This is a genomic window from Carboxylicivirga fragile, assembly GCF_050589805.1.
Lineage (GTDB): Bacteria > Bacteroidota > Bacteroidia > Bacteroidales > Marinilabiliaceae > Carboxylicivirga > Carboxylicivirga fragile.
This window is the reverse complement of the sequence record NZ_JBNGOY010000012.1, coordinates 16470-43154: the sequence shown is the minus strand read 5'-3', so window position 1 is coordinate 43154 and position 26685 is coordinate 16470. Positions and strand designations below refer to the sequence as shown.

Sequence of the window (26685 nt, the reverse complement as noted above, 5' to 3'; positions counted from 1 at the left end):
GGATCGGATCTTCTTTAAGTTTTGCAAAGAAGATCCGATCCTTATTTTTGGTATATCACTTCAATATCTTGCTCGGCCAAAAGCTTGATAGATTTTGAGCATATATTATCTGTGCAAATAAGGCTGACTTTTAATTCTGAATCTGTGGTTTGAATTTTATCAACCATCTCAATAACTTTCAAGGCATCCTTACGAATAATTCTACTTTTTACAAGCTTAACAATTCCGATGTGCTTGGTGTCAATTTGTTCGAGTTTGGTTCGGGCATTCAAACCATAATGATGTGGTGAGATAGTCATAAGGATGAGTATGTAGGTTCAATTAAAAATGTTCACCATCTTGATAATACCAGCGACCACTTTCTTTCACAAAAACGGAATTTTCATGAATTTCCTGTGGCTCTCCTTCTTCCAGGTAAGAGGCTTTAAACTCAACCCAACCTTTGGTATCGTCTTCTTTACCATGCATGCACGCTAAAATTTCCAATCCTTTCCACTCCATCGATTTTGCCCATTTAAGAATCTTTTTTCGATCCTTGCTTGGTCGAGTACTTGGGTGGTGACTATTTAAAAGGTAATTAATATCGGCAAGTACATAAGCTGTGTAACGCGAGCGCATTAAAGCTTCCGCAGTTTTAGCTTCCTTTTTACCTTCAATTATGGCTTGACAACAAACGGCATAGCTTTCGCCTGTCTGACAAGGGCATTTATCGTTCATATTAATTGGCTCTTAGAACAAGTGGGTTTTTCATAAGGCGTTCTTCGAAGCCCTCAAAACGATCGTCCCATTTTGATGCGAAAATCATTATTTGAGGATTCTTAATGCCATCAGCAATGCGGTAAATAACACTCTGACTCTGCATTGGTACAATGGTTTCTGCATTATCAACAACCAGCATTTTCACTTTAGTCATTGGTACGCCATTGATGTTAACCAACTCGGTTAAACGTTTGGGAGTACAGATAAGTACATCTAAACCATCGTATATTTCATCCTTCTGGTACTGTAGGTTGCCACCATCAAAAGCCACAAAAGTGCGTAGCTTAAGTTCTTTGCTAAGCATTTGTATTTGCTCTTCCATTTCAAAAGCTTTCTCCTTTGAAGAGGTAATAATAATGGAACGCGGTGCTTCCTCAAAAGGTGCTTTCAATTGTTGAATTACACCAATGGCTATGGCAGTGCTTTTACCAGATTGTTCAGGAGCAATGGCAAAAAGGTCGGCACCTGATTTTATTTTAGGAACACTCAGACTTTGAATTTCTTTTGGCTCTGCATCAAAGCCAGCATTAATAATAGCCGAGGCCAGTTCTGGTATTAGTTTTTTTAACTTCATTCATTTGTAATTATAAACCGCAGCGAAGGTAATAATATTAGACCGAATTTCGGTGATTTGGATAGATGGATGAAGTTGTAAATGTTCAATAAAAAAATCATAAATGGATTAATAACTTTTAAGCCATTTATGATTGCAATATTCTAAGTGCAGCAATTTTACTTTTTCTTACAGGTACTTAAACCAAAAGGTAAGTATAGCGGACACCAGTTAATAAGGGCTGTAAATAAAGGGATGATCCCGATCAACCCCAACCACGATTGATAATAATAACCAGCTACCCCTATGGCAATGCCAAGTATAATTCGAAAAGTTTTATCACCACTTCCTACATTCTTTTTCATGACGTGCTTTTTAAGTTATGATTCTTAATAAGAACGGAGAATGATAGGTGATTGTTTGATCTAGACTAGAGGTTTTTAATACAAATCCTCATGTAACCTGCCATTTTCAATAAGCTTTAGTACTTCATTATTGGCTTCTTCTTTTGAAATGCTTTTGTGCTCTATCAATAAATCTGATAAGGTATTTCTGACAGAATGCCCCATCTTTGTATGTCCACATAAATAGATGTGCGCACCATTTTCAATCCAATTAAGTATTTCTGATTTATTCCTGATGAATACATCTTGTACGTAAATCTTTTCTGCCTGATCGCGCGAGAAAGCTGTGTCCAATCTATGTAAGTAGCCTTCTTTTTGATAAGTGTTTAATTCATCCTCGTATAAAAAGTCTTTCTCTTTTTCCTTATCACCCCAAATCAGCCAGGTTTGATCTAGTATATTTTGTGCTTTACGATCATTTAAAAAGGCACGATAAGGAGCTATACCAGTTCCCACACCAATTAGTATTATTGGTGTGTTATTGTCTTCTGGTAAATGAAATGAAGCATTCGGAATATGGCGGAAATTAACTCTGGTATTTTCAGCCAAGCCTTCGTTCATAAAAACCGATCCTGCACCTTCATACTTGCGAGCATTAGCTTCAAATCGAACTGTTTTTATGCAAAGATGTATCTCTTCGGGATAGGCTTTACTACCTGATGCAATGGAATAATAACGTGAGTGTAAAGGTGAAAGAATGCTAGTTAGCTGTTCGCCGTTAATACTAGCTGGGAAGTCTTTAATCAAATCCAACACATCAGCTCGATTAGCATAGGCTTTTAATTCTTCTTTGTTGTTTACGAGCCTTAACAGTTCCTCATGATTCGTTAATGCTTGATACTTCTTTACAAGTGGTCGCGATACTTTGGTTAGTTCGTACTTATACTTTAACAAGTCGCGAATAGCAAAACCACTTCCATTAATATGAATATCAGAATCAATACCAAGTGTTTTTATGATTTGATCGACTAGGGTTTCTGGATTCTCAGGAATGATTTCAATGCAATCGCCAGCTTCGTAGGCAATTTTAGTTTGGCTATTGTCGAGTATTATATGGTAAACAGCACTTCCAGCATCACCTTTACTTACGGCATATCGCTTAAGCAATTTACTTTGAAGCATGTCGTGTGCATCTATCTGAATTTCGGGCAGAGCTTGATCCTTAGCATCTGAGCTTACATCTTCAGAACGTAGGTGAGAAAAAACTTTCTCAATCCAAGATAAAGCTGTTTCACGAAACTCCAAATCACAATCAATACGTGGAATTACAGCTTTTGCACCTAAGGTTTGTAGGCGCTTATCTAATTGTTTACCCGCTCCACAATAATGTTCGTAGCTCGAATCTCCCAGAGCACATATCGAATAATTTAACTGAGCTAAAGCTGGAAATTCAGCATTGCTTAGTTGGCTAAAGAATTTGCGACTGTTGGGTGGGAATTCTCCTTCACCGTCGGTACTCATCACTATTAAAAGTAATTTTTCTGAGAAAAGGCGTGAGATATTATATTTCGAGATATTATAACATTCTGAGTCTATCCCATTTTGCTCAAATGACTTCTGAGTTTGCTGAGCAACCAATTGTGCATTCCCTGTTTTTGTACCGTATAATATTGTAACCGACGGGCAAGCAAAACTTTCGTTAGGGTTAATCTTAAGTGGTTTGGATTCTTTCTTAAAAAGACTTGATAATAATCCCATACTTCTTGTGACTTAGCTGATTTTGTCTGTAATCATTCTCTATAAAATTCCGTATTTTATAAAGGTCAGCAAATCTAATATCAAAGTTTGAATTACGAAAGTGAATTGGACTGTAAAGTCTTAAATTGTTTTTTGTCGACTTATTTATTCAAAACGGCTGAATTATTTGTTGACTCTACAGGATGGTATGGTAGTGTGAAAGTGAAAGTGGTACCTTTCTGTTTTTCTGACTCTAATTTGATGTTACCACCCATTAATTCCACCAGATTACGGCATATCGCCAATCCTAAACCTGTGCCAGGTAGGTTGAACGTTCTTTCGTCTTTTACCTGAACAAAGCGATCGAAAATACTTGCTTGATAATCTTTCGGGATACCGATTCCGCTATCAGAAACCTTGAGTTCAATCATTTCATCGTTAAGTAAATTATACGTGATTGTAATGCTCCCTTTTTCGGTAAACTTCACTGCATTATTTAAGAGGTTTGAAAGTACTTGTCGAATTTTTCCATAATCGGCACGAATTATTGGGTTGATGCCTTCCGAAGGTTTATTAATGCTAACATTAACTAAATCGAGTTTTTCATAACTGCGTAATAATGATTCTGTGTTTAGTTTAACTTCTTCAATTAATTGATTCAAATTAATTTTGTGTAAGGTTACATTTATATGCCCTGCTTCAATCTTCGAGAAATCAACAATGTCATTAATGAGGTTGAGCAGATGCATTCCGTTATTCAATATTATTCGTGCAAATTTATTTATGTCTTCATGTGTTAGTTCGTCATCAAGAAGAATCTCTCCAAATCCCATGATGGCATTCATAGGCGTTCGGATTTCGTGACTCATGTTGGCAAGAAAGGACGATTTTAGTTTATCCGACTCCTCTGCTTTTTCCTTTGCTTTTATTAATGCTTGTTCTGTAAGTTTACGATCGGTAATGTCTCGCGTTATGGATAGGATCACTTTCTTCTTATTAAGGGTGAAATAGTGCGCGTTTATTTCTACCGGAAAGATTGATCCATTTTTATGTTGATGCATCACCTCGAATGTGTGCGTCTTATCCTTAGCTAAGGTTTGTAAAAGATTTTTTTCTTTTTGTTTGAAATTTGGAGCCATTAAGGCATATGGCGACATACGAGATAATTCGTTCGTGTTATAACCTGTCATTTTCATTGCCGCTTCATTTGCTTCGAGGCAGGCGCTCACTTTGTTTTGTTCGTCCAATTCCCATAGGTAAATGGCATCGTTGGCCATCTCAAAAAGTTGCCTGAACTTCTCTTTTTCATCGAGTAATTCAATGTTAGTAACTTCGTTCAATTGTATCTCTTTGAAAAGTAATTCGTTGATGCGGGTTAATTCATTGGTTCTTGTTTTAATCCTTTTTTCAAGTTCTCGGTTTAATTTGCTAATCTTATTATTTAGGTTGAGTCGTTCCCACTTGTCACCAATGATATTTAGTATTTGCTGCATATGAAGCAAATCATTGTCGAAAATGCATGGATCTTGTTTGTCGCTTATAAACACAAAAAAGCCTTTTTTAATGCTGTCGTTATTAAATGGCATTAGGATAACTTCGTGTGCCTGCAGCTTAATGCAAGGTAAGTGAAGTGTGAAATTACCTTTAAGTTGTTCGTAATTTTTTCTGAGTATCGAGGTGTTGTGTAGTTTTTTAATAAATGCTCGTGATAACGAAAATGGAGTAGTACAGTTGTCACAAGAATCCATAGAGCAATAACTACCAAGGTTCTTAATGCTACGTTTTCTAAGTTCGAAACAAGCGCAAAACGGAATACCTTTTAAGATGGCTATTTTCTCAAGGATGGATGCGATAAGCGTTTCTTCCTTAGTTATGTTCTCGAAACTCTCAGAGATTAGTCCAAACAAGAGTGTTTCTTCAACCTGTTCGGAAAGAGAATTATTTTCTTCCTCTAACTGTACAATTCGTTGTTGAAGCTGTTTTATGTGGTCGCTTTGCGTGGGCTTACTCATTAATATTGCTAATAAAGTGATGTATGTTTTGTGCCAATAATTCGGGTTCATCCTCTTGAATAAAATGACCACCTGTACTTATTACCTCATATTGACTATTTGGAATGTCCTTATGTAAACGTTCACTAATTGTCTTCCCCAGAAACACGTCGCAGTCGCCACGAATTATCAAAACAGGTAATTTTAGCTTTGTTAATTCATCTGATATCTCTAATAAGTTTTTGTTGTCAAGGCAATGGGCAAAAAATAGAAAAGCTTTTCGTCCTTCGCTGGTTTTAAGTGGTTTCCAAAATAGTTCCATCAATTCAGTATCTAACTTTTTACGATGAAACAAACCTCGTTTAATAATGAATTTTAATGCACCCATATCGAGTGTAGCCATGGCTAAATGTCGGATAATAGGTGTTCGCATTGAAATAATTGGTTGAACGGGCCAGAAGTCATAACCAACGGAATTAATCAAGGTTAAACTTTTAATACGATGTGGGTAATGAACAGTAATTAACTGTGCAATGCCTCCACCTACATCGTGACTTATTAAATGCAGGTTTTTAAGTAGGAGTTGCTCAATCAATAAATGAAGCATCTTAGCATGATTCTTTATTGATAAGGAATCATCAATATTTTTACTTGAATCGCCACAACCGGCCAAATCAACTAAAATGAGTTCATATTTATCTATTAAAAGGGGTATGAGCTGACGCCAGATGAAAGAATACGTTGTTATACCATGGATAAATAAAAGTGGTTCACCTTTGCCCATCCGATAGTACACCAAGCTTTGGTTTTTTATATCTATTTTATGAGGATTCGTAAAGTAAGACATAGGTTAATAATGTGTCCTATAAATTTAGCATAAATATTTAATAATGTAAATGTCTGAGGAAAAGGAAAAAAATATGGTTTGACAATCGTGTTATTTAGGTTGTAGATTTACTGAATTATTTCCCTAAAAAAGACAAAATGAAACAGTTTGGTATGTTAATTATAATTTTGGTATTGTGCCTATTGAATGGATGCACGCCAAAAGATGAAGCTTATTTGAGTAACAAAGATAAGCAAGCTATTACTATTGAAGTAAATCAGGCTCTTGATGTTTGGATGGATTCACCTAAAGTTGGCTGGATTGAGCACATTCTTTCCGGTATGCAACTTACCGATGATTTTGCGATGGTATCGGATGGAAATATATTGAAAGGAACTAACAGTATCGAACAATATATGAGTGAGTCATCGCAGTATGTTGAATATATTGCAAATGTACAAACACCTGAAAGGTATGTGAATGTTTTATCGCGCGATGTTGCTATGATTTCTCTGACTTTTACGGAAGACGTTCATCTCAAATCGGGCGATGTGCATAAATCTAAAGGTGGTTTTCAATATGTGTTTAAAAAGATAGATAATGATTGGAAGGTTGTTGGAATGGCAGGTACGCATATTAACTAATGCAGTTTTTATCCAGCCATCCATTTTTTAAATTTCGATGTTTCTCGGCTGAGATAATTACATCCGATGGTGATTCGGGAGATAGAACTAATTTAAGTTTACTCTTTGAATATACTACAGCTTCTTTTATGGCCTTAATACTAACGATGAATTTTCGGTTAGCTCTATAGTATATGTTAGGATCTAGTTCCAACTCTAATTGTTCTAAAGTCATACTCAGGTCGTAGGTTTTACCACTGTTTAAGACCATAAATACGGCTCTGTTTTCGGCATAAAAGTAGGCGACTTCAGAAATGTCAACCGTTTTTATTTTACCACGATAATGCACCATGAAGCGTTCACGGTGCTGTGGTGCCTTTTGCTGTGCTAATAACTGACCAAGCTTGTTGTAATCAATTGTTTGATTTGTTTCAGCTTTTTGCTCTAGTGTGCTTCTGAATTTTTCGATGGCAGCGGCCAGCTTTTCAATGCCAATTGGTTTGAGAAGGTAACCAATGCTATTTTGGTCGAAGGCTTGAATGGCGTATTGATCGAAGGCTGTGGTAAAAATAATGGGTGTATTTACCTGCGTGCTTTCAAATATTGAAAAGCTATTACCATCGGCCAAATGAATGTCTAAAAAGATCAATTCAACCTTATTCGAATTTAAATAAAGCACCGTTTGCTCCACCGAGTCAAGTATATCTACTACTTCAAAATCTGGTGCTATCTGAGCCAGAAATGCTTTGAGCTTACGTGCCGAAGGCATTTCGTCTTCTACAATCAGTACTTTAATCATCTTTTGGTTGTATTAGTGGGATGCGTGCAATGTAAGTATTGTTCTCAATTTTAAATTCAGGCGGTGTACTTTCCAATAATAGATATTTTTCTATTAGGTTGCTTTGGCCGGTTGATGTCGACGCAACATCACTTTTAATCTGTAAGTTATTTTGGATGATAAGCGTGTTGTTAAGCATGCTAATTTCGATATTAAGCGGTTCGTTACGCGACATCACATTGTGTTTAATGGCATTCTCAACCAATACCTGAAGTGTTAGTGGAGGTAAACGAAATTTGCTTTTATAGTCGATGTTGTTAAGTTTATAGCTTAAGCCTTCTTCAAATCTGAATTTATATAGATTCAGGTAGGTTGAAATAAAATCTAACTCTTCGCTCACGGTCACCAAATCTTGTTTGTTGATGGATAATACATAGCGATAAATGGCTGCAAAATCTTGAATAAATTTGTCGGCCTTCTCGGTGCTTTCGTATATAAGCGATGAAAGAACACTTAGGTTATTGAATAAGAAATGATGGTCGAGTTGCTCTTTTAGTACGCTGTATTTGGTGTTTAATTGTTCCTTTTCAAGAATGGCCAATTTCATTTCCATGTTATTGCGCTCTTCCATGGCAATAATCATTTCTACAATCACCAAAAATAGGGAGCTAACAAAAAGTGGCATTATATACATGAACTCACGCTTACCCTCATGTGGAATTTCATGTGGAATTAATCCAAATTTAATAGCTAATTGTGCTCCTGATATTACGATGGTTGTGAAGGATAATACTAGCAGCAGATCCAATACGAAACGAATAAACCAGTTTTTTTTCCATGGCATAAAGCCATTAAATTTTCGAACGAAGAAATTGTAAATGTATACCAGTACCAACGTTTCTAAAAAACCAACAAATATTCTATGATATGGTAGTTCTTGAAAGTCGGCAACCGTTCTAAACTCAAACATTATCATGAACAGGATGGAAATAAATGCCAGTAAAAAGGTAATAAATGGCACTAATACGAATTTAATCTTGTTCTTGAAATGGAGCATATAATCTAAATTTAATGGCGATAATGCAAATTACATAAAAATGTTTGATACATACATTAGCCAATCAAACATCTTTATGATTAGCTTACTAATTTATTAATTCACCGGTTAACTGTAGTAAGTAAAACTCTGCTACTTTGGCTGTGAATCTGGCATTGTTAAAGTTAGCGGCTACATCTAACAAGTTTTGTTGGGCGGTACGAAATTCAATGGCTGTTACGCGTCCCAATTGATACATTTCCTGCGTTTGCTCAAAATTTAATTGGGCTTGTTCTACACTTGTTTCTTGCAATTCTACTATACGTCGCTTATACACATAATCGGTGTAGGCATTGGCCGCATCGCGCTCCAGTTCCGATTGTAACTGAAAGCTTCGTTCCTGCTGAGATCGAAAATCTAAGGTGGCGTTTTTCTCCTTGGTGCGCTGTTGTTGTCCATTAAAGATATTGAATTTTAGAGAAACGCCTGCAGAGCTGCCCATCGATTGGTTATAGGCGATTTGGCCAGCATCGTTATCTTGCCGATTATACCCATATTGACCATATGCCGATATAGTTGGATATTTCTGAGCTTTCGTAATTTTTAAATCCAGATTAGAAATGCCTTCTTGTTGTTTTTGGGCAATCATTCCTGCGTTGTTAAGCAAAGCTCCACTTATGACTTTATCAGCTGTGAAATCATCTCTAAATTTAATGGCATCAACTACCTGATATACGTTTTGAACGGGTACACCAAGGACTACATTTAAGTCTTTAACAGAGTTTAAAAAAGCTTGCTCAGTTTGTAGCACTATGGTGCTGTCCGAATTCATATCAACCTCGGCATTTAGTACATCCAATTGGTTGGCTTGCCCATAAGCTTTTTTATCCATCGCTTTTTGAAGGCGCTCACGCGATATGCGCATTGATTCTTTAGCCAGGTGCAGGTTTTGTTGTGCGCGACATACTTCGTAATACCTTTCGGCTACTTGCACAATGGTAAGCTCTGTTTGCTGACGAAAAAGTGTTTCTTGTCGTTCGTTGGCTCCTTGAAGCTTTTTATAGGTGTATACATTACCGAAACCATCGAACAATGTATAATCCATTCGCACATTGCTATTGTAGGTTAAGGATTCGGCATTATCTATTTTTATTATTTCAGAGTTTTGGCCAGTAAACTCCATTTCGGTGTCGTTATGACCATAATCAACACCTCCATTTAAAGTTAGTGATGGCAGTAATCCAGCATTACCAACGGTATTGTTATTGTCAGCTTTTTTAAGTTCGTTGCTGGCAATTTTTAGTTCGTAATTATTTAGCATGGCTATCTCCACAGCTTTCGATAAAGATATTTTTTCGGTGCCAGTGAGTATATCTTGTGCATTTACTTTAGCTATCGAAAGTATTAACACAATGCTAAGTATGTATTTAATTGTCTTCATAGTTGTATTTCATTTCTTTAATTGCTGTCTCAACTTCTTCTTGACTAACTTTTCGTCCTTTAAGCATAGAATTAAATTTCACTTTTATTCCGTTTACAGTCAGCAATAATGCTGGTAGAAGAAACAAGGTTGTGGTGGTAGCCATGGCCATTCCGTAGCATAATGATATGGCCATAGGAATAAGGAATTTAGCCTGCATACTGGTTTCCAATAGCATTGGTGCCATACCTGCCACAGTTGTTAAGGTTGTTAATATAATTGGGCGGAAACGCGACATGCCAGCTTCGAATAAGGCTTTGTGCAGTGGCATTCCTTCTTTTAGATTGATGTTAAAGGCATTGATCAACACCAAACCATCGTTGATCATTACACCCACAAGAGCAATAATTCCCATGCCCGACATTAAACTAAAGCTCATTCCGTGTATCCAGTGCCCTATAACAACTCCAACCAGACTCAAAGGAATCATCAGGTAAATAAGAATAGACTGGCTAACCGAACGAAGCGTAAATATGACGATTGCAAACATTAGCAAGAGAATGATTGGCATTGCCTTGGTAGCTGATTTCATCATTTTATCACTCTCGCGTTTCTGACCATCGTACGACGCCTTTACACCTGGGTATTTCTCATACAGATCACTTAAAATTTCTGTTTCTATTTTATTTAGTATGACAGGCAAGGATGAACTTGGATCGCTTTGATTGGCTTCGAGCTGCACTTCACGATCAAAGTTTAAGTGACGAATGTTAGCAACGCCATTTACAGTTTTTAATGTGGCTAGTTCCGATAGTGGATAAGCAACGCCATTGCTCAAACGGATTTTCATGGTTTCCAGTTGCCCAATTGATTTTCGATTATCGTCGCTGTATTTGACCCACACTTTAACTTCGTCTTTGCCACGTTGCAAGCGTTGCACTTCATTGCCAAAGAAGGCTTCGCGCACTTGCGATATAACATCCTGAACACTTACATCAAGGTGATGTGCTTTTGCCTTTAGTTCGATTTCAATTTCACGATTCCCAATTGGGGCATTGTCGGTTACATCACTTAATTCAGGCATGTTCTGGAGCGACCTTTTGAGTTCCTCCTTGGCTTGTTGAAGCACATCATTGTCATCGCCAAGCAAAGAAATTACTATGGCCTTACCAAAAGGGTTAAAGGCTATGTATTCTAATCCTTCGGCACCAGGTATGTCACCAACTTTTTCTCTAATGCGTGTGATTACTGCCGAGGTTGGCGTGTCGCGTATTTCTGCATCTAAAAGCGTTACTTGAATGGTGGCTGCACTACCGCTTCCCATAAATTGCTGAAAAGTCTGGTCAATGATGTCAGCATTATTGGGTTGTGACGATCGCATTTCATCATTAATAGACCATATGGTATCTGTTATTTTATCAACTTGCTGTTGAGTTACCGATTCGTCAGTGCCAGATGGCATTGTTAGTGCTATGGTAAAATCGTCGCCTTCCACCTCAGGGAAAAAAGTGCTTCGAACCACTCCTGTATTGAGCATGACAATGGATAGTATAAAAAGGCCCGTGAAAATGAGGCTAGTAACGATCTTGTTATGAATGGCTTTTTCTAAAAGTGGTTTAAAAATGACATCTCTGAATTTTAATAATCCACGTTCGGCCCAAGCCATGTATTTTTTCCATTTGCTTCCACTGTTTTTGGTAAGGGCTTTTGAATGTGCCATGTGAGCTGGCAATATGATTAAACCTTCAATAAGGGATACAAAAAGAATTAGAATAACTACAATGGATACTTCCTTGAACATATCACCCATTTTACCATCCAGAAAAATGAAGGTGGAGAAGGCAAGCATGGTGGTTAATATGCCAGATAATACGGCTGGCATTACTTCTAAGGTTCCATCAACCGCTGCTTTAATAGGGTTTTTACCTAACTGCCAATGCCTGTATACATTTTCGGCCACAACTATGGCATCATCAACCAAAATGCCAAGAACCAATATTAAGCCAAACAAGGAAAGCATATTGATGGTAACCGGTGTGCCAGGTAAGAATATAAACATGCCCAGCAAGGAGAATGGAATTCCCGCTGCCACCCAAAATGCTATGCGCGGATTGAGAAATAAGGATAGAAATAGTAATACCAGTAAAATTCCTAATAGTCCGTTGTTGAGTAATAAATCAATCCGTTGATTAAGCGTTTTACTCATGTCGCGTATTACTTCTGCTTCGAGGTAATCCTGACTCGCATTATACTCTTTCAAGTATGCTTTTACGGCCTCAGTTGATTTTAGAATGTCTTCGCTAAAGGTATTGCTGATGGTTATAACAACTGCTTTTTGGTTATTGAAACGCACTTCGGATGGCGTATCGGCCCAGCGATCACTAATGGTGGCAACATCTTTTAAGCGGATAATACCACCATTGTTAGTTTGGCGAATCACTATGTCTTCTATGCCTTCACTTTGATATGCTTTGTTGCGCACCCGTATGAAAAACTCTTCACTGCCGTCTTTGATGCTACCACCAGTCATTATCAGGTTGCTTGATGATACTGCTTGAGCTATTTCTCGGAAGGTCATTTGATAAGCTTCCATGGCATTCTCTTTCAGAAGAATGGCTATTTCTTCATCGGGATAACCACCTATTTCTATTTTCGAGATTCCATCTAATCGCAACAAGTCATGTTCCATCTTACGAGCCGTGGCTTTTAAAGTACGTAGATCAACCGACTTGCCATCGCGCGCAGTAAGCACAAAATTCATTGCGAAGTTAATATCGTCGTGTTTGTAGGTAACTACCGACTCAATGCCTGTTGGAAAGGACGCAATCTTTTCTACCTCGTTTTTTACTTTGATTAAGGCTTCGTCCATATCAGTGCCCTTAAGCATCTCAATGGAAACCGAACCACTGTTTTCGCGTGAAATAGAAGTAATGCGTTCCAGACCTTCTAAACCTTTAACGTTTTCCTCAATTTTAAGCGTGGCGCCTTCTTCAATCTCATCAGGTGAAGCACCTGGGTATAGTACATCAACATAAATAAAGCGTTGCCCAATATTGGGGAAGAAGTTTTTTTGTATCCCATTTAGTGAAAGCAGTCCTAATAACAAGGCCATTACCATAACCATGTTAACTGCCAAAGGGAATTTTATAAAGTAACTAATTAGTTGTTTCATTATTTTATTTTGAACATAGCATGGGTTAACTCATTATTAAAAACGAGTTGAAGAATGCGTGCTATTGAGGTGATTAGCTATTGTTGGTTTATTCTGACTGGCATACCATGGTAGGCACTTTTTACAACGGTTGATAGTACAGCTGTTCCTTCGTTTAAGCCCTTTATAATGGCCAAATCTCCTTGGCGAGAAAGTACTTCAACTTGTAGTTTCTTAAGCTGGTTATTCTCAACCACAAATAATTGATTTTGGTCGTTAATCATTTTGCGAGGCAAACTCATGGTGCCAATAAATGGCGCTTGCTGTATATCGGCAGTTAGATACATACCTTCCTTAAGTTGCTTTCCTTGGGTACGGATAAACAGCTTTACACTTTGCGATTGTTCATCAATGTCGCCACCTACCCGAACTACTTTGCCAGTCCAATTATTAGGTAACTCCGATGAATGTAGTTTAGCTTGCGTGCCAACATCAATTTTACCCATTGAAGCAAGAGGAATGGTGATTTCTAAATCGTAGGCTTCGGTACTTAGCATAGTGCCTAATGCAGCACCCGGACGAACTGCAGTTCCTGCCTCTGCACTCACTGATGTTACCACACCATTAAATGGTGCACGTATGGTATATTTCTGTAGCTTCTCTTCTCCGGAGCGCACATTGTAGTAGCTTTTGTAAATACCTTTACCATACAAGTAAAATTTCTCTTGCTCACTTTTAGGATTAGGAATATCGGCCAATGACTTGTTCACATCTAACTGTAGAACATAATTACGCCATATTGAATAAGAATCTGGATAATCCGATTTGATGTCTGGCAAGATGGATGTGAGAAGTGTAATGAAATCACTTTTCTGAGCCAATAAACTCATGTTGTATTCTTGTTGATCAAGTTCTAAAATCACTTCCCCCTTATTGTAGGTATTACCTTCTTTGAATTGTAGGGCTGAGGGTAATAGTTGACCTTCAACCTGAGCGAAAATCTCAAAACGATTGACAGCTCTGATTTTACCTGTTGCGCTATAGGTGTGTTCGATATTACCAGCCTCAGGATAAATAACATCTACCAATAAACCTTTTTTCTGTTCAGGTTTATTTTTTGATTCATCTTTTGATGGCAAAGCTTTTACTGCAAATACTGCTATCAAGCTTAGCACTATTGCAATTGAAATGAGTATAGTTTTTTTCATGTGTTATATTATAAAGTTTTTAATATCTGCTTTTATGAATGCAAAAATTAAACGCTTTATATAACTGTTCAAGTAAAAGGGAATGAAGCCGGAAAATAGCTGCATGAATCGGGTAAAGTTGTGAAAAGTAAAATATCAATTACTGTGAGAAAAATATAAGGAAACACTGAGGCGCCAAGTCACAGAGGTATTTAATAAAAAGAGTAATTCTATTTATTATTTGTTGAGTGTTATTAAAAACTATACTTCAAGCGCATAAAGCCTGAATTAATGCTTTGCATGGATGTTTCGTTGGTGATTGCATCGGGAAAGTTACCATGGAAAAATTGCCAATAGAGCGATGCTGAGAAATTATCAGCTACACTGTATTGCCACGATGGTCCGATGAAAATGCCTTTGATATCGGGATGAGGATACCAAATAGATGCCAGTGATAAAGTTGAGAGGGGTGAGGCTTGATACATGACACTTCCGAGTAACTGAAAAGGTGATGTTGCCAAATCTTTAACGGATTGGGGAGGAGCATAGGCATCAAAAAAGGCTACTTTTTTTCCTTCCGGTAGTTTAGCAAGCATTACTTCGCCTTGTAAGGTCCATTTTGAATTAAGCGTGAAATCCATTCCCGTTGATAACATCATAACACCTGATGTATCGGCAAAGTTTTCGAGGGGCTGATACCAGGCAAATTCACCACGCCAACTGGAGTTTTTTACATAACCCGACCAGCCAAAACCCAGTGCTACATCTTCTTCTTTAAGCGTACCTCCAATAAACTGGAAATCGTAGTTCCATAGGTTGGCATTCCATTTAAGTGCTGCTGATACATGTGCTGCACTATCGATATTGGCAGCCAATTCAAGCGATGTTGTTGCTCCCGTGTAATACATGGCGCGCAGGGCATCTGTACCTGGTTTTTCTTCGTAGTCGAAATCGAAATAGGAGTAGGTATTAAACATGTCGTTTGGGTTGAACGCAAAAGTTTTACCCCAGTTGATGCGCTGCTTACCAAGTGTGATATCCCAGTTACCCGATGAATACTCTGCATATAAGCGATCAAAAGCCATGTTGAAGATGTAACTATTACCAACTGCCACATTCCACGATGGGTTGAAGTAATTACCCGAGTTTTTATAACTATCCTCGACCTGTCCGTTGAAATCCATTCTTATTTGATCACCTATAGCCAGTCTGTTACGCATTTGTGCGGAAATGGTAAGTTTATCGTTAGCATACCAAAATAGGTTCAGACGATTCTGGAAATAAATATTTGTGCTATATAAATTGTTATCGTCCTTGGTTAGATAACTCAATGAATCGGGCACATCGAAGGGTAACTCCGAGATTGACACCGACTGCATATTTACTAAATAACCATTTAAGACAAACTTTTTATCTGCATCGCCAAATTGCGCCAAAGCAAGTGTTGGAAATAATAAGCAAAGGGCAAGAAGAAACCTAAACATGAGCACTTTCTGTTTTTAAGTTAGTTATTTTCTTTCGTCACTAATTATTTTACCGTCCTCGAGCGTAACTACGCGACGTGCCTTGTTTACCACACGCATATCATGTGTACTAAATATGAATGTAATGTTTTCTTCTTTATTTAGTTTTTCCATGATATCCAATAAAGTCTCGGTTGATTTTGAATCCAGATTGGCTGTAGGCTCATCGGCCAATACAAATTTAGGTTTGGAAGCTAACGCTCTTGCAACTGCTACACGTTGTTGCTGTCCACCCGATAAACGTGAGGGACGACTGTCTATTCGATCACCAAGGCCAACTTCTGTTAGTAGATCGATGGCGCGTTTATCACGTTCTGTTTTATCCCTGCCTTGCAACTGCATGATAAATTCTACATTCTCTTTGGCCGTAAGTACAGGAATCAGATTGTAAGCCTGAAAAACGAAGCCGATGTTATGTAGGCGAAAATCAATCAATTCGCTGGGTTTTAATTCGTGTACCAAAGTGTCGCCAATGCGTATGTCGCCTACGCTTGGTTGATCTAATCCGCCTAGCATGTTAAGAAAGGTTGTTTTACCGCAGCCCGATGGACCTACAATGGCAGTGAATTCACCTTCTTCTATTTCAAGGTTGATGCCTTGAACGGCATGTACTTGTACTTCTGAATCGTTATATGTTTTTTCGAGATTTTTTACTTCAATTACGTTCATCTTTCAACTGTTTTTGTGTAAGGATAATTACATATCAATTCGAATGGCTTCGGCAGGTTTTAGTTTAAGCGCTTTCATGGCTGGGTAAATGGCTGCCAGCATACCCGTTATAAATACCATGATAACTACATCAACGACGTTTTGCACTTTAAGAACTGGATATACAATAGAGTCATATCCCATTGCACCAAAGCCTTCTGCAACTATTGAAATATCAATGCCTGATTTGGCTGTTAGCAGGGTGACAACAATGCCCATAACAATGCCTACAACGCCTCCAATGAGCGAAAGTAACACCGTTTCAACCATTATCATTCTGAAAACCCGTGCTTTGTTCATACCAATGGACATGAGCATACCTAATTCTTTTGTTCGTTCTAATACCGCCATTAGCATGGTATTGATGATGCCAAATATAAGGGCCAATAAAATAATGATCATGAAGATGTACATCGAGATATCGAGACTGGATTCTAACATGGAAACCTGTGGCATTATCTCGCGCCAGTCGCGCACATCGTAGCTGGCATATTTAGTTTTAAGTTTTTGGTTGATGTTGGTCACCATATCAGAGTGATCCAATAGAACTGCAATTTCGTGACCTGCTGTGGCATCAGTTCCGTACAGATTGGTTAAATCTTCGGTTCGGACAAATACATTGCCTCCATCATACATGGTATTTGAGGTTTCGAAAATGCCAGCTACTCTGAAAGAAGCGCCTGAAATATAACCTTCTTTATCAGAAAAAGTAATGACCACCTTGGAGCGCACTTTTATTTTTAGTTTGTCGGCCAGTTTTTTGCCAATTATGACAGGATTACGTTTTATTCCTTCGAAATAGGCGCCATCTATTATTTTTGAATAGAGGTTGGTTACTTCTGCTTCCTTGTCGGGTTGAACGCCAAACACTTTTATGCCCGACGATGTGGATGGCGATTGAATCATACCTTGTACAATAAAGCGCGAACTAGCCGCTTTAACCGAATCTATTTCCGAGATTTGAGCTGCAAGTTGTTCGGCCTTGCTGATGAATTGCTTTTCATCGGGATCTTCGAGGTATCCTTGTGGGTGAATTTGTATGTGCGATGCTTCGGTTGATATGGCGGAATTGATGCGTTGAAGCGCCATGCCATTGTAAAAGGCATAATTAAATACGCCTGTAAAAATACCCAAAGCAATGGCAAACAGAATTACAAAACTCCGGGTTTTGCTTCGCCATACGTTTCGCCATGAAATTGCTAATATCATTGGTTCTGGTTTTTAAGTAATAAAATTATGCGCGTAATGATTGGGTGACTTTCAGCTTCATTATTTTAGTGAATGGATAGGCTGAAACAAGAACGGTAATACCAAATACAATGAGTATTTGCGCTAAAAATACCATGGAGTCGGCACCAAAGTATATGGCTGGTTCCATGCCGAACTCTTCATAAATATCTGCTACTTCTCCGGTGAGTGGAATGGGGTTATGTACCATCCACATGACCAGAGGAACACTCACTGCAAAGCCACTCAATACACCCACCACACCAATTAGTATGGTTTCGTAAAACAGTACTTTAGCCAGTTTAAGTTTTCGCATACCAACAGCAACCATCACCCCCAGCTCTTTTCGTCGTTCAGCAATCATCATTATCACGGTTGAGAAAACACCAAAACCAATTAGGATGTATAGTATACCCTTCATGATGATGCCCTGGCCTTTATCACCTTCGATCATTTGCTTGGTTACCGGATCCATCTCATCCCATGTCATAACCGAATAGTTTTGCCCAAGTTGTTTCTCAAGCGTATGTTTCACTGGATAAACTTCGTCGTAGTCTGTTACTGTTAACACCATGCTGGTTACCATATCAGGTGCTGAGAAAAACTCTCTGGCCCGGTCGAGCGTGATATAGGTTCCAAAATTATTCATGGCGGGAGAGGGGAACTCCAAGATACCCACTACCGGGAATAATCCACTGGCACTGTAACCATGGTATCCTTGACTGATTAAAGCTAATGTGTCGCCCAGTTGTACGTTAAGATTTTTGGCCAGGTTTACTGCCATTATAATGCCATCATCTTTTTCTGTAAGGTAGCGGCCTTTTTTTACCCATTGCTCTAATTTGGTCAATTCATTTTCGGCTTCAGGCTCAATGCCAATTAGCATGCCTCCTTTTGTGGATAAGCCGTATGACATTAGTGCAAATGATTCCATGCGTGGTACAATCAATTCCACCTCCTTATTATCACTAAGCTTGTTCTGAAGCGAGTCGGTAGGTACAAATAAATCATCGATGGATTTACTTTCCCAATAATCGGGGTGGTGGATTTGGATGTAGCCCGAGTAAAAACTGACTACATTATCAATCATCTTACTGTAAGTACCATCCTGCATCGAACTCATTAGTGTGCTTAGGATAACTCCAAAAAAGATGGAGGCTACCGTAATGAGCGTGCGGCGTTTGTTTCGCCATATGTTTCGCCAGGCTAATTTAAATGCTTGCATTTTACTTTTCTTTATTAGATTGAAATGCGTTTTATCTAATGCGTTTCATGTTTTGTTGCGAGAAGAAACTATCTTTTATGGGAACATTAAATTCAATGCTCTCAATGTTAACAATGGTGCGTTGGTTGGGTTTATCCGCAGGGATAATCTCCATTTGCGATGGGATAACTCTTCCGCCCATGGTGGTAATGTTGTGGGCTAGTTCTGTTTTAACCAGGAATTCATCTTCATCGTAATATTCTATTTTCATCTGAATGAATTCATCTTTAGATATCCACATGATTACTTTACCCCACACCACGGCAGCTTCTTCTGTTGGTATCAATTCTATATGATGACAATCTTCATTATCAACAGTTGCTTCGCCCAATAAGGTGTGGTTGTAGTCTTCAACAATGGACGATTTTTTTAAAGCATCGTCGTTGGTGAAGTCAGAGCCCATCCAACCCTGCGACATCATCGATGGTGGAAGTTTAATCATACGTGATATACGTGGGTTCCAGTTCCACATTTCACGATCACGTTTTAAAAAGGTTTGCCCACGTTCTTGCACAGGCTCGGTTACTAAGGTCATTGAGTATTTGGTGCCTTTTGTCCATGCCTTAAAAGCAAGGTTTCGTTCGTATGTTGGTCGCTTTATTATCATCGACATAACGGCTATGCTTGAGGTTTCGCCCTGCATTTTGTCATCGGCCTTTTTTACGATGGCTTTTGCTTCTTGCGCCGATGTTGTAGTATTAAAATTAAAAAGGACTGAGAGTGTAATGATTGAAATACTTAATAATGTTCTCATAATTATTTGTTGTTTTTGTATGAGTCAGTTTATTTAGTTTTAAACAAGTTATGCATTTTCTTCTTAACAGCTTCTATGGGGAAGTTTTCAGGATCGAGTATGAAGTGGAGACCCACACCATCCATCATAGCTGAGAAGAATCGTAGTTCTGCTTCCGGATCTTCATAGCCATGGTTTACGAAATAGGTTAATGCAGTCTGCATAAATGGTCCTAATATTGTTTCGAGTTGAGGTGTGATTAATTTATATACTTCGGGTTGTAGAAGTACCATGAAATACATGCGCCAGAATGGGATGTTTTCTTCAAGTGTTGCAAATGAAGTGTCTATAAAATAGTGCAATTCGTTTTCGGTTAATACGCCATCCCTATCTTTATCAAACGATTCTGTCATTACCCTGAAGCCATCAATCATGATGCTCGTGACTAGTTCTTCTTTACTTTCGAAGTAGTTATAGATGAGTCCTTTTGATATGCCTGCTTTCTGAGCAATTTTAGCGATGGATGTGCTGGAGAAGCCGTTGTCGGCAAATACTTCCAGTGCTACATTAAGTATTTGCTGTTTGCGCTCTTCTCTTATTTTTTCGTTCTGACTATCGTTGCGAGGTGACATTGTTTCGTTTTTTAAATGACTGAACGGTCAGTCAAAAGTATAAACTATTTTTAGATGGGCAAATACATTAGGAAATTTTAACATTAAAAAAGGCCTTACAGATGATCGGAAATAAAAGAGCGGCTCTCTTTTACACTATGTAAATTGAGAGCCGCTTCTTAAAATGCGTTCTTTAACTTTATAAATTAACTCTTTGCCAACTTTACCAATTTGCTTTTGGTTTCAATGTTTGATGGGCGACTCGCATTGGCATCCACTAGGTTTCCTTCCTTGTCGATAATGATAAAACGAGGAATCCCTCTTATGGCATAATCTTTAACAATGCTCGATTCCCAGGCACTAGGAGCAAATAATTGATAACCACCTAATTCTTTTTCGGCCACCATGGTTTCCCAGGCTGCTTTATCTTCATCAACAGATATGCTCACAAAAGCAATGTCTTCGGCGTGTAGTTCTTCTTCTAATTTCTTCAAGTGTGGAATTTCACCTTTACAAGGTCCACACCAGGTAGCCCACACATCTATGTAAATCACTTTGCCTTTGAGCTCTTTCGAATCAATAAGTTTTCCGTTAATGTCGTTGTATGCAAAAGTTGGAGCAGGAGAGCCTGGTTGAAGTTTCTCTAGTTTAGTCAATAATTCTTCAAATGTTGAAGTGTACTTTTCGTTTGTGATAATTTCCTTGTAACGACTCTTCAGAATTGTTTTAATACTATCCTTTTCGTAGGTATATGATCCTAACATGCGATTACCAAGTTCATCCTTTACGAGTTGAGGTATTTCTAATGAAAGAATAGCACTAAACTTGGCGTCAGTAAAAGCTACTGTGCGTGGCTCCAAGTTTTGTTTTTCAAGCTTGGTATCAATGTTACTCATGTGTTTATTTACCACAAATGATTTATAAGCATTAATTTCTTTAAATACTTCGTACTGATCCAAAGGAATAACATCACCGTAAGTTTTAAAGGCTTCTGGTATCGGCACTGTATCCTGAGGCGCTAGTCGCCCGTGGTACATTGTGAAGTATTCATAATCTTGAGCCAACATTACTTTCTCGTTAAGCTTAATTTTTTCAATGAATGCAATGTCATCAGGGTAAGCTACTTCATATGCACTTATTTTATCAGTAATAGCCTTTGCATTGCTTGTTACTACTTCTTCAAATTTAGGCGCTGGATACGATAATAGGGTACGCATGTCCTCAATTGGATTTATTTTAGATAGCTCAAGCAATAATGTCGTACTCTCAATGCCTTCACCAGAAACAACAAGCTTTTCTTTGTTTCCGGTTTTGAGTTCGTTGCCATCAAATTCTATATGCATTGACGTGCCAGGTTTTAAGTTGATTCGGATGGCGGATTTGCCATTGCTCAAGTAGGCTAAACGTTCGTCAACAGTATTAATAGTAGCAGAAAAGGTACCATCATCGATCAAGGTTGCTATAGTGTCAACAGTACTGTTGTAGCTTACCCTAAGCACTACGGCATCACTTTCGGGATTGGTAATTTTTCCAGTAATGGTAACTGTGTTGTTCGTTGTACATGCCGCTAATAGAACAAGGGAGAGGATAAAAAGGATGTTTTTCATAATAAGGTGAGTAATATTTGTAAAACAATGCTGTATATAAAGTTATCACGTAAATATATATTTATTTTATGGTAAATAAATTTTATACGTTTATTTAGAAAGGTTTTTGAAAGATCAACTTTTAGCTAAGGATTGTAACAAAGTAATAATTGATAGATTTTCATTTTTCTGTTTTATATGCCATACAATGCCTTCATGGTAATCGCTATGGTATGCGCCGTTGTAATGGATGAATAAATTACCAGATTCGAAATGTTAAACCGATTGATAAACACATGGTTTAAATTATTGCGAAATGAGTAAACTTATTAGTAAATTCGAATTTCATCTACGCTTGGTCAAAGCGCTTATGGAATTAATGAATGTACGATGAAGAAAATACTGATTTTTTTTATTCTGACTGTATTAATGAGCTTGAGTCCGCAGATGATCCATGCTCAAAAAATGAAGGAATGGTTAAAAGACTCAACTGACAATGCGGTTGATATTAGTGGCTTTCTGAATTCTAATGTTGGGTTTATGCCAGTTCCGATAGTTATTACAGAACCTGCTGTAGGTTTTGGAGGTGGAATGGGCGCGGTGTTTTTTCATAACAAGAAGAATTTCGCAAAAAGTCGAACCAAGGGACAGTTGCCACCAGTTATGACTATGGTGGCAGGTGCGTATACGTCTAATGGTTCCTGGTTAGGAATGCTTGGTCATCAAGGTTCTTACTTTAAAGATCGTTTTAGGTACACAGGGGCATTAGGTTATATGTCGTTTAATCTAACATCTTATGGTACTGGAATTTTTGGTCGCGAACGAAGTTTTAATTTTAATATGAAAGGCTTTCTTACTTTTCATGAAATGGCCATTCGTCCGGTAAGGAAATTACCTTTGTTTGTTGGGCTTAACTACTTGTATTTTAATAATCAGTTGAGTTTAAAAACGGGTATTAATATTCCTGGTTGGGAAGAGATTAAAGCATCAAGTAATATTGGTGGAATGAATGTGTTATTTATGTGGGACACACGCGATAACATGTTTACACCTAATAGTGGAGTGATGACAGCCTGGGAATTTGGCTTGTTTGATAAGGCCTTGGGTGGAGATAATAATTATTGGAACTTTAGTAATCGAACTTATGGCTATGTTCCATTTGTCGAGAATAAATTGATTGGTGGATTTAGAGCCAATTTATTGGCTAAGTGGGGTGATAATGTGCCTTTTTATGAATTACCTTTTATTACAATGCGGGGAATACCAGCTATGCGCTATCAGGATCATTATGTAGGTGTAGGAGAAACTGAGTTTCGTTGGGCGGTCTATCGACGTTGGAGTTTGATTGGCTTTGCAGGAGTGGGTTATACAGCACCGGAAATCAAGCATTTCAATAATAGTGAAGGCAGGGTTGCAGGTGGAGGAGGTTTTAGATATTTTATCGCCAAAGATTATAATATTCACGGAGGCATTGATGTGGCAAAAGGACCGGAGCAATGGGCTTGGTATCTGACCATTGGTAGTAATTGGTTCCGATAAGTAAAAAAGTACATATCTTGATATGGTTCTAGATCAAAAAAGAAGAAAACGTAAAATAATTAGGAGGATCCTCGGACTTTTTCTTGCTCTAATTATATTATTAATAACGAGCGCCACAATATATCTTACTTACAATAAGGATTTAATAGCGAATTATGCTGTTAAAACAGTAAATGAGCGTTATAATGTAAATGTCAGCTACGGTAATATTGAGATTAGTCCATTGGTTCATTTTCCAGATTTATGCTTAAGTATTAATGATTTATTAGTTGCTGAGTTGGATACCTTGGTGCCTGATTCACTTAAAACTATTCTTCAGCTTAAACACTTGTACCTTGGTATCGATATTCAAGAGTTATTTAATCGAAATATTGCATGTAGAAGTTTGACTTTGGAGGAAGGGAAGGTAAATTTTGAGCTTGGAGAAAATGGCGAAATAAAAATAGTAGAATTATTCTCTCAGAGAGAAGATTCGATTGAAGTTGATGATGTACTAAACCCCATAGATACAATTCAAAAAGTAAAAACGGCTATTTCTATAGATATTAAACAGATTGAGTTTCAGAATATCGAATTTGTGTACTCAAATCAAATTAAGGGCAAATCAAGCAAATTGCATATCGACCAGTTAAAGGCTTCGTTTGAATCGAGCAAAAGTAAATTAGCCGGCGAATTATTTACCTCATTAACCATTCTTGAAGCAGGCATGGCTGGTTTACCTTTTAAGGACAAAAAGATTGAATTACGAACAAACCTTAGTTATGCCAATAAAGACTCTCTTTTAAATATTGATTACGGGAATATAAAAATGGAACAAGCTGAGTTTAGTTTGGGAGGTTTAATTGATTTAAAAGCTGAAAAATATGTTGATGTAAATGTGAAACTGAAGGATCAGAACATGGGCTTAACTTCATTGTTTTTATCCGATGTTGGTGTTTCAAATGTTAATTCAGGAAATATCTATTTCAATGCGCATGCTAAGGGATCGTATGTTGATCAACTCCCAAACATTACTTGTCGTTACCTTATTGATGATTTGAATATTGGAATACCCCAAAGTAATAGTGCCATCGATAATCTGACCTTAAAAGGATCGTTTAATTCGGGAAGAGCATCTGATTTTTCGCAAGCAGTTTTAAGTATCGATACGATACATGGCGATCTGCCCAATGGATTTATTAATGGGAGTTATCAAATACGTAATTTCAAGGATCCCTACCTAAAGTATAATTTAAGCATTGATACAGATCTTTTAGGTTTAAACGATGTGTTGCCATTGGGTATTTTTGAGCGTTTGAGTGGTCGAATAAAATTACACGATCATTACGAGGGGCATTCTGCTCTAAAAAAAACGAGGCAAGATGAAAGCAGAACTCCCTTTGAATTAACATTTGAGGATGTAGCTTTTGAAATTCCGGATGCCGTGATTATAAAATCACTGAATGGAAAGGTATCAGGTTTAATTGATTCACTTGTTTTGGATGACCTACATATTACAAATGATTATAACGACTTAACCGTTAATGGGCTTATTAATGGTGCGCAAAACTTTATTAAGGATGAAGGAACACCTCTGGTTGGCGATTTTAAAATAGATGGTAAGCGTTTTGATTTGAGTGGTGCATTAATATTTGATCCTTCAATTGGACAATCTTTTCCATATCCATTCGATAGTATTCAGCTACATGTTAAAACGACAGTGCTTGTTGATGATCTGCTAAATTCGCAGGGGGTGCCAAAGATGGGTTTTGATATTTATTCTTTGAAGGCTCGCACCATCGGTTTTCTGCCATATGCGCATTTGTCGAATGGTTATTTTTTGTTGGACGAAATTGATAATGAGTTGGATTTGACTTTTGACCATTTCGATATTAATGTTGGTAACAGTTTTGTTTCTGCTGATTTTAAATTGAAGCGACCCAAAAATGAGCGCTATATCTATTTGCTCAATATGGATTTGGATCGTTTTATTCCCAAAGACCTGATGGTATCAAATAAGTCGATTGAAGATAGTATTGTTGGTGTTTTTTCGGGAAGCCTGAAGGTCGAAGCAAGAGGCGCTTATTCATCGGGGCAATTAGCTACGGATATTAATATTTGGGGCGACGATGTTTATATGACCACTGAAAACGATACCATGTACACGAGTAGTTTTACAGCTTCAAGTCCAGAATTTGCTATAGCTTCTTCATCTCAAGATATGTTTTATCGCGTAAACACTTCTTTTAATTTATCATTGAAAGAAATACTTACAAATGATTATAGCATACCTGAACTGGTTGGTGATTTTAGTTTAAAAAATGGAAGGTTGGGAGGCCAGAATGTATCCTTATCAAACCTGGGAGAAGTGTGCGACATCACTTTCGCTTATGATATGAGTAATGATCAGCCTGATCTTTATTTTAAGACAGAGATTGAAAAAATGCGACTAAAAAAAATATTTGAATCGGTAAAAGCAGATACTATTTTAAGCGGAGCAGTCGATCTTGAAGTTGATTTACATTGTAAGGGTAACTCGCAAGAGGCGATGCTTGAAACTTTAAACGGAAAAGTATTCATAGGTGGTGAAGAGCTGCGATTAAATGGAGTGGAGGTAGATCCATTGATTGAGCGTTTCAAACGAAGTCAGAGTTTTAACTTGGTTGATCTAGGTGCTGTTGTTATGGCTGGACCTGTTGGTTTGGCTGTGACTAAAGGGAGTGATTATACGCGAATGTTGTTAAGTGATAATGGCGAATCATCGCGCATACCGGGCTTTAATTCCTTGTGGCAGGTGAAAGATGGTGTGTTAATTATGGAGGATGTGGCGTTTTCGAGCGAGGAGAATAGGATAGCGGCCAAAGGCTATTATAATTTAAATAACGACGAACTGAGTGCAGAGATTGCCTTGCTAAACCAGAAAGGATGCAGCATTATTTCGCAGGCAGTTGAAGGAACAGGTGCTAAGCCTGAAGTAGGACAGATTAAAATTATTCATACATTATTGGCGCCAATTCGCAATTTGCTGGAAGATGCTCTGTTTAAGGAATGCGAGCCATTTTATACCGGAAAAGTTCAACATCCCGAAAATGCTAAACATTAAATTTATA

The 26685-nt window shown here is 37.8% G+C and carries 22 protein-coding genes; 3 read left to right on the top strand and 19 right to left on the bottom strand.

Annotation, left to right across the window (positions count from 1 at the left end):
• Window positions 1-41: 41 nt before the first annotated feature.
• The 7 genes from ACRD7B_RS06930 to ACRD7B_RS06900 form a co-directional block, all read right to left on the bottom strand.
• Window positions 42-299 (bottom strand): hypothetical protein, encoded by a 258-nt coding sequence (locus tag ACRD7B_RS06930; protein WP_430823764.1) that lies wholly within the window; start codon window positions 297-299, stop codon window positions 42-44.
• Window positions 300-321: 22 nt separating this feature from the next.
• Window positions 322-717, bottom strand: coding sequence for a YchJ family protein (locus tag ACRD7B_RS06925; protein ID WP_430823763.1), 396 nt, complete (start codon window positions 715-717; stop codon window positions 322-324).
• Between the two features lies 1 nt (window position 718).
• Window positions 719-1333: a DEAD/DEAH box helicase gene (locus ACRD7B_RS06920; protein ID WP_430823762.1), complete on the bottom strand. Its 615-nt coding sequence runs from the start codon at window positions 1331-1333 to the stop codon at window positions 719-721.
• A gap of 158 nt (window positions 1334-1491) precedes the next feature.
• Window positions 1492-1677 (bottom strand): YgaP family membrane protein, encoded by a 186-nt coding sequence (locus tag ACRD7B_RS06915; protein ID WP_430823761.1) that lies wholly within the window; start codon window positions 1675-1677, stop codon window positions 1492-1494.
• Between the two features lie 75 nt (window positions 1678-1752).
• On the bottom strand, window positions 1753-3414 hold the full coding sequence (locus ACRD7B_RS06910; protein WP_430823760.1) for a diflavin oxidoreductase: 1662 nt from the start codon (window positions 3412-3414) through the stop codon (window positions 1753-1755).
• A 140-nt stretch (window positions 3415-3554) separates the two neighbouring features.
• Window positions 3555-5405 (bottom strand): PAS domain-containing sensor histidine kinase, encoded by a 1851-nt coding sequence (locus ACRD7B_RS06905; protein ID WP_430823759.1) that lies wholly within the window; start codon window positions 5403-5405, stop codon window positions 3555-3557.
• The gene (locus ACRD7B_RS06900; protein ID WP_430823758.1) at window positions 5398-6231 is read right to left on the bottom strand and encodes an alpha/beta fold hydrolase; all 834 of its coding nucleotides are present in this window, start codon (window positions 6229-6231) and stop codon (window positions 5398-5400) included. Before ACRD7B_RS06900 ends, ACRD7B_RS06905 begins: the two co-directional genes overlap by 8 nt.
• Window positions 6232-6368: 137 nt before the next feature.
• Between ACRD7B_RS06900 and ACRD7B_RS06895 the strand changes: the two genes are divergently transcribed.
• Window positions 6369-6854 carry a hypothetical protein gene (locus tag ACRD7B_RS06895; RefSeq protein ID WP_430823757.1) on the top strand — a complete coding sequence of 162 codons (486 nt, stop codon included), beginning with the start codon at window positions 6369-6371 and terminating at the stop codon, window positions 6852-6854.
• On the opposite strand, the gene ACRD7B_RS06890 is transcribed toward ACRD7B_RS06895, so the two are convergent.
• The 12 genes from ACRD7B_RS06890 to ACRD7B_RS06835 form a co-directional block, all read right to left on the bottom strand.
• Window positions 6847-7632 carry a LytR/AlgR family response regulator transcription factor gene (locus ACRD7B_RS06890; RefSeq protein ID WP_430823756.1) on the bottom strand — a complete coding sequence of 262 codons (786 nt, stop codon included), beginning with the start codon at window positions 7630-7632 and terminating at the stop codon, window positions 6847-6849. The two genes, ACRD7B_RS06895 and ACRD7B_RS06890, sit on opposite strands and share 8 nt — an antisense overlap.
• On the bottom strand, window positions 7625-8668 hold the full coding sequence (locus ACRD7B_RS06885; protein ID WP_430823755.1) for a sensor histidine kinase: 1044 nt from the start codon (window positions 8666-8668) through the stop codon (window positions 7625-7627). Before ACRD7B_RS06885 ends, ACRD7B_RS06890 begins: the two co-directional genes overlap by 8 nt.
• Window positions 8669-8756: 88 nt before the next feature.
• Window positions 8757-10088, bottom strand: coding sequence for a TolC family protein (locus ACRD7B_RS06880; protein ID WP_430823754.1), 1332 nt, complete (start codon window positions 10086-10088; stop codon window positions 8757-8759).
• Window positions 10075-13239, bottom strand: coding sequence for an efflux RND transporter permease subunit (locus tag ACRD7B_RS06875; protein ID WP_430823753.1), 3165 nt, complete (start codon window positions 13237-13239; stop codon window positions 10075-10077). The genes ACRD7B_RS06880 and ACRD7B_RS06875 overlap by 14 nt, the downstream gene beginning before the upstream one ends.
• 77 nt (window positions 13240-13316) lie before the next feature.
• Complete coding sequence (locus ACRD7B_RS06870) at window positions 13317-14426, bottom strand: efflux RND transporter periplasmic adaptor subunit (RefSeq protein ID WP_430823752.1); 1110 nt, start codon at window positions 14424-14426, stop codon at window positions 13317-13319.
• Between the two features lie 233 nt (window positions 14427-14659).
• Window positions 14660-15889: a hypothetical protein gene (locus ACRD7B_RS06865; RefSeq protein ID WP_430823751.1), complete on the bottom strand. Its 1230-nt coding sequence runs from the start codon at window positions 15887-15889 to the stop codon at window positions 14660-14662.
• 24 nt (window positions 15890-15913) lie between these two features.
• Window positions 15914-16597, bottom strand: coding sequence for an ABC transporter ATP-binding protein (locus tag ACRD7B_RS06860; RefSeq protein WP_430823750.1), 684 nt, complete (start codon window positions 16595-16597; stop codon window positions 15914-15916).
• A gap of 27 nt (window positions 16598-16624) precedes the next feature.
• Window positions 16625-17845 carry an ABC transporter permease gene (locus ACRD7B_RS06855; protein ID WP_430823749.1) on the bottom strand — a complete coding sequence of 407 codons (1221 nt, stop codon included), beginning with the start codon at window positions 17843-17845 and terminating at the stop codon, window positions 16625-16627.
• Between the two features lie 25 nt (window positions 17846-17870).
• Entirely contained in the window at window positions 17871-19088 is a 1218-nt protein-coding gene (locus ACRD7B_RS06850; protein WP_430823748.1) for an ABC transporter permease, read from the bottom strand.
• A 31-nt stretch (window positions 19089-19119) separates the two neighbouring features.
• Window positions 19120-19881 (bottom strand): outer membrane lipoprotein-sorting protein, encoded by a 762-nt coding sequence (locus ACRD7B_RS06845; RefSeq protein ID WP_430823747.1) that lies wholly within the window; start codon window positions 19879-19881, stop codon window positions 19120-19122.
• 29 nt (window positions 19882-19910) lie between these two features.
• A complete protein-coding gene (locus ACRD7B_RS06840; protein WP_430823746.1) occupies window positions 19911-20492 on the bottom strand; it encodes a TetR/AcrR family transcriptional regulator in 582 nt (193 codons plus the stop codon).
• 185 nt (window positions 20493-20677) lie between these two features.
• On the bottom strand, window positions 20678-22078 hold the full coding sequence (locus ACRD7B_RS06835; protein ID WP_430823745.1) for a redoxin family protein: 1401 nt from the start codon (window positions 22076-22078) through the stop codon (window positions 20678-20680).
• Between the two features lie 369 nt (window positions 22079-22447).
• Here ACRD7B_RS06835 and ACRD7B_RS06830 point away from each other — a divergent pair, with 369 nt between their 5' ends.
• Together ACRD7B_RS06830 and ACRD7B_RS06825 are read left to right on the top strand one after the other, a co-directional pair.
• Window positions 22448-23596 (top strand): BamA/TamA family outer membrane protein, encoded by a 1149-nt coding sequence (locus ACRD7B_RS06830; RefSeq protein WP_430823744.1) that lies wholly within the window; start codon window positions 22448-22450, stop codon window positions 23594-23596.
• A 22-nt stretch (window positions 23597-23618) separates the two neighbouring features.
• A complete protein-coding gene (locus ACRD7B_RS06825; protein WP_430823743.1) occupies window positions 23619-26678 on the top strand; it encodes an AsmA family protein in 3060 nt (1019 codons plus the stop codon).
• Window positions 26679-26685: the final 7 nt, after the last annotated feature.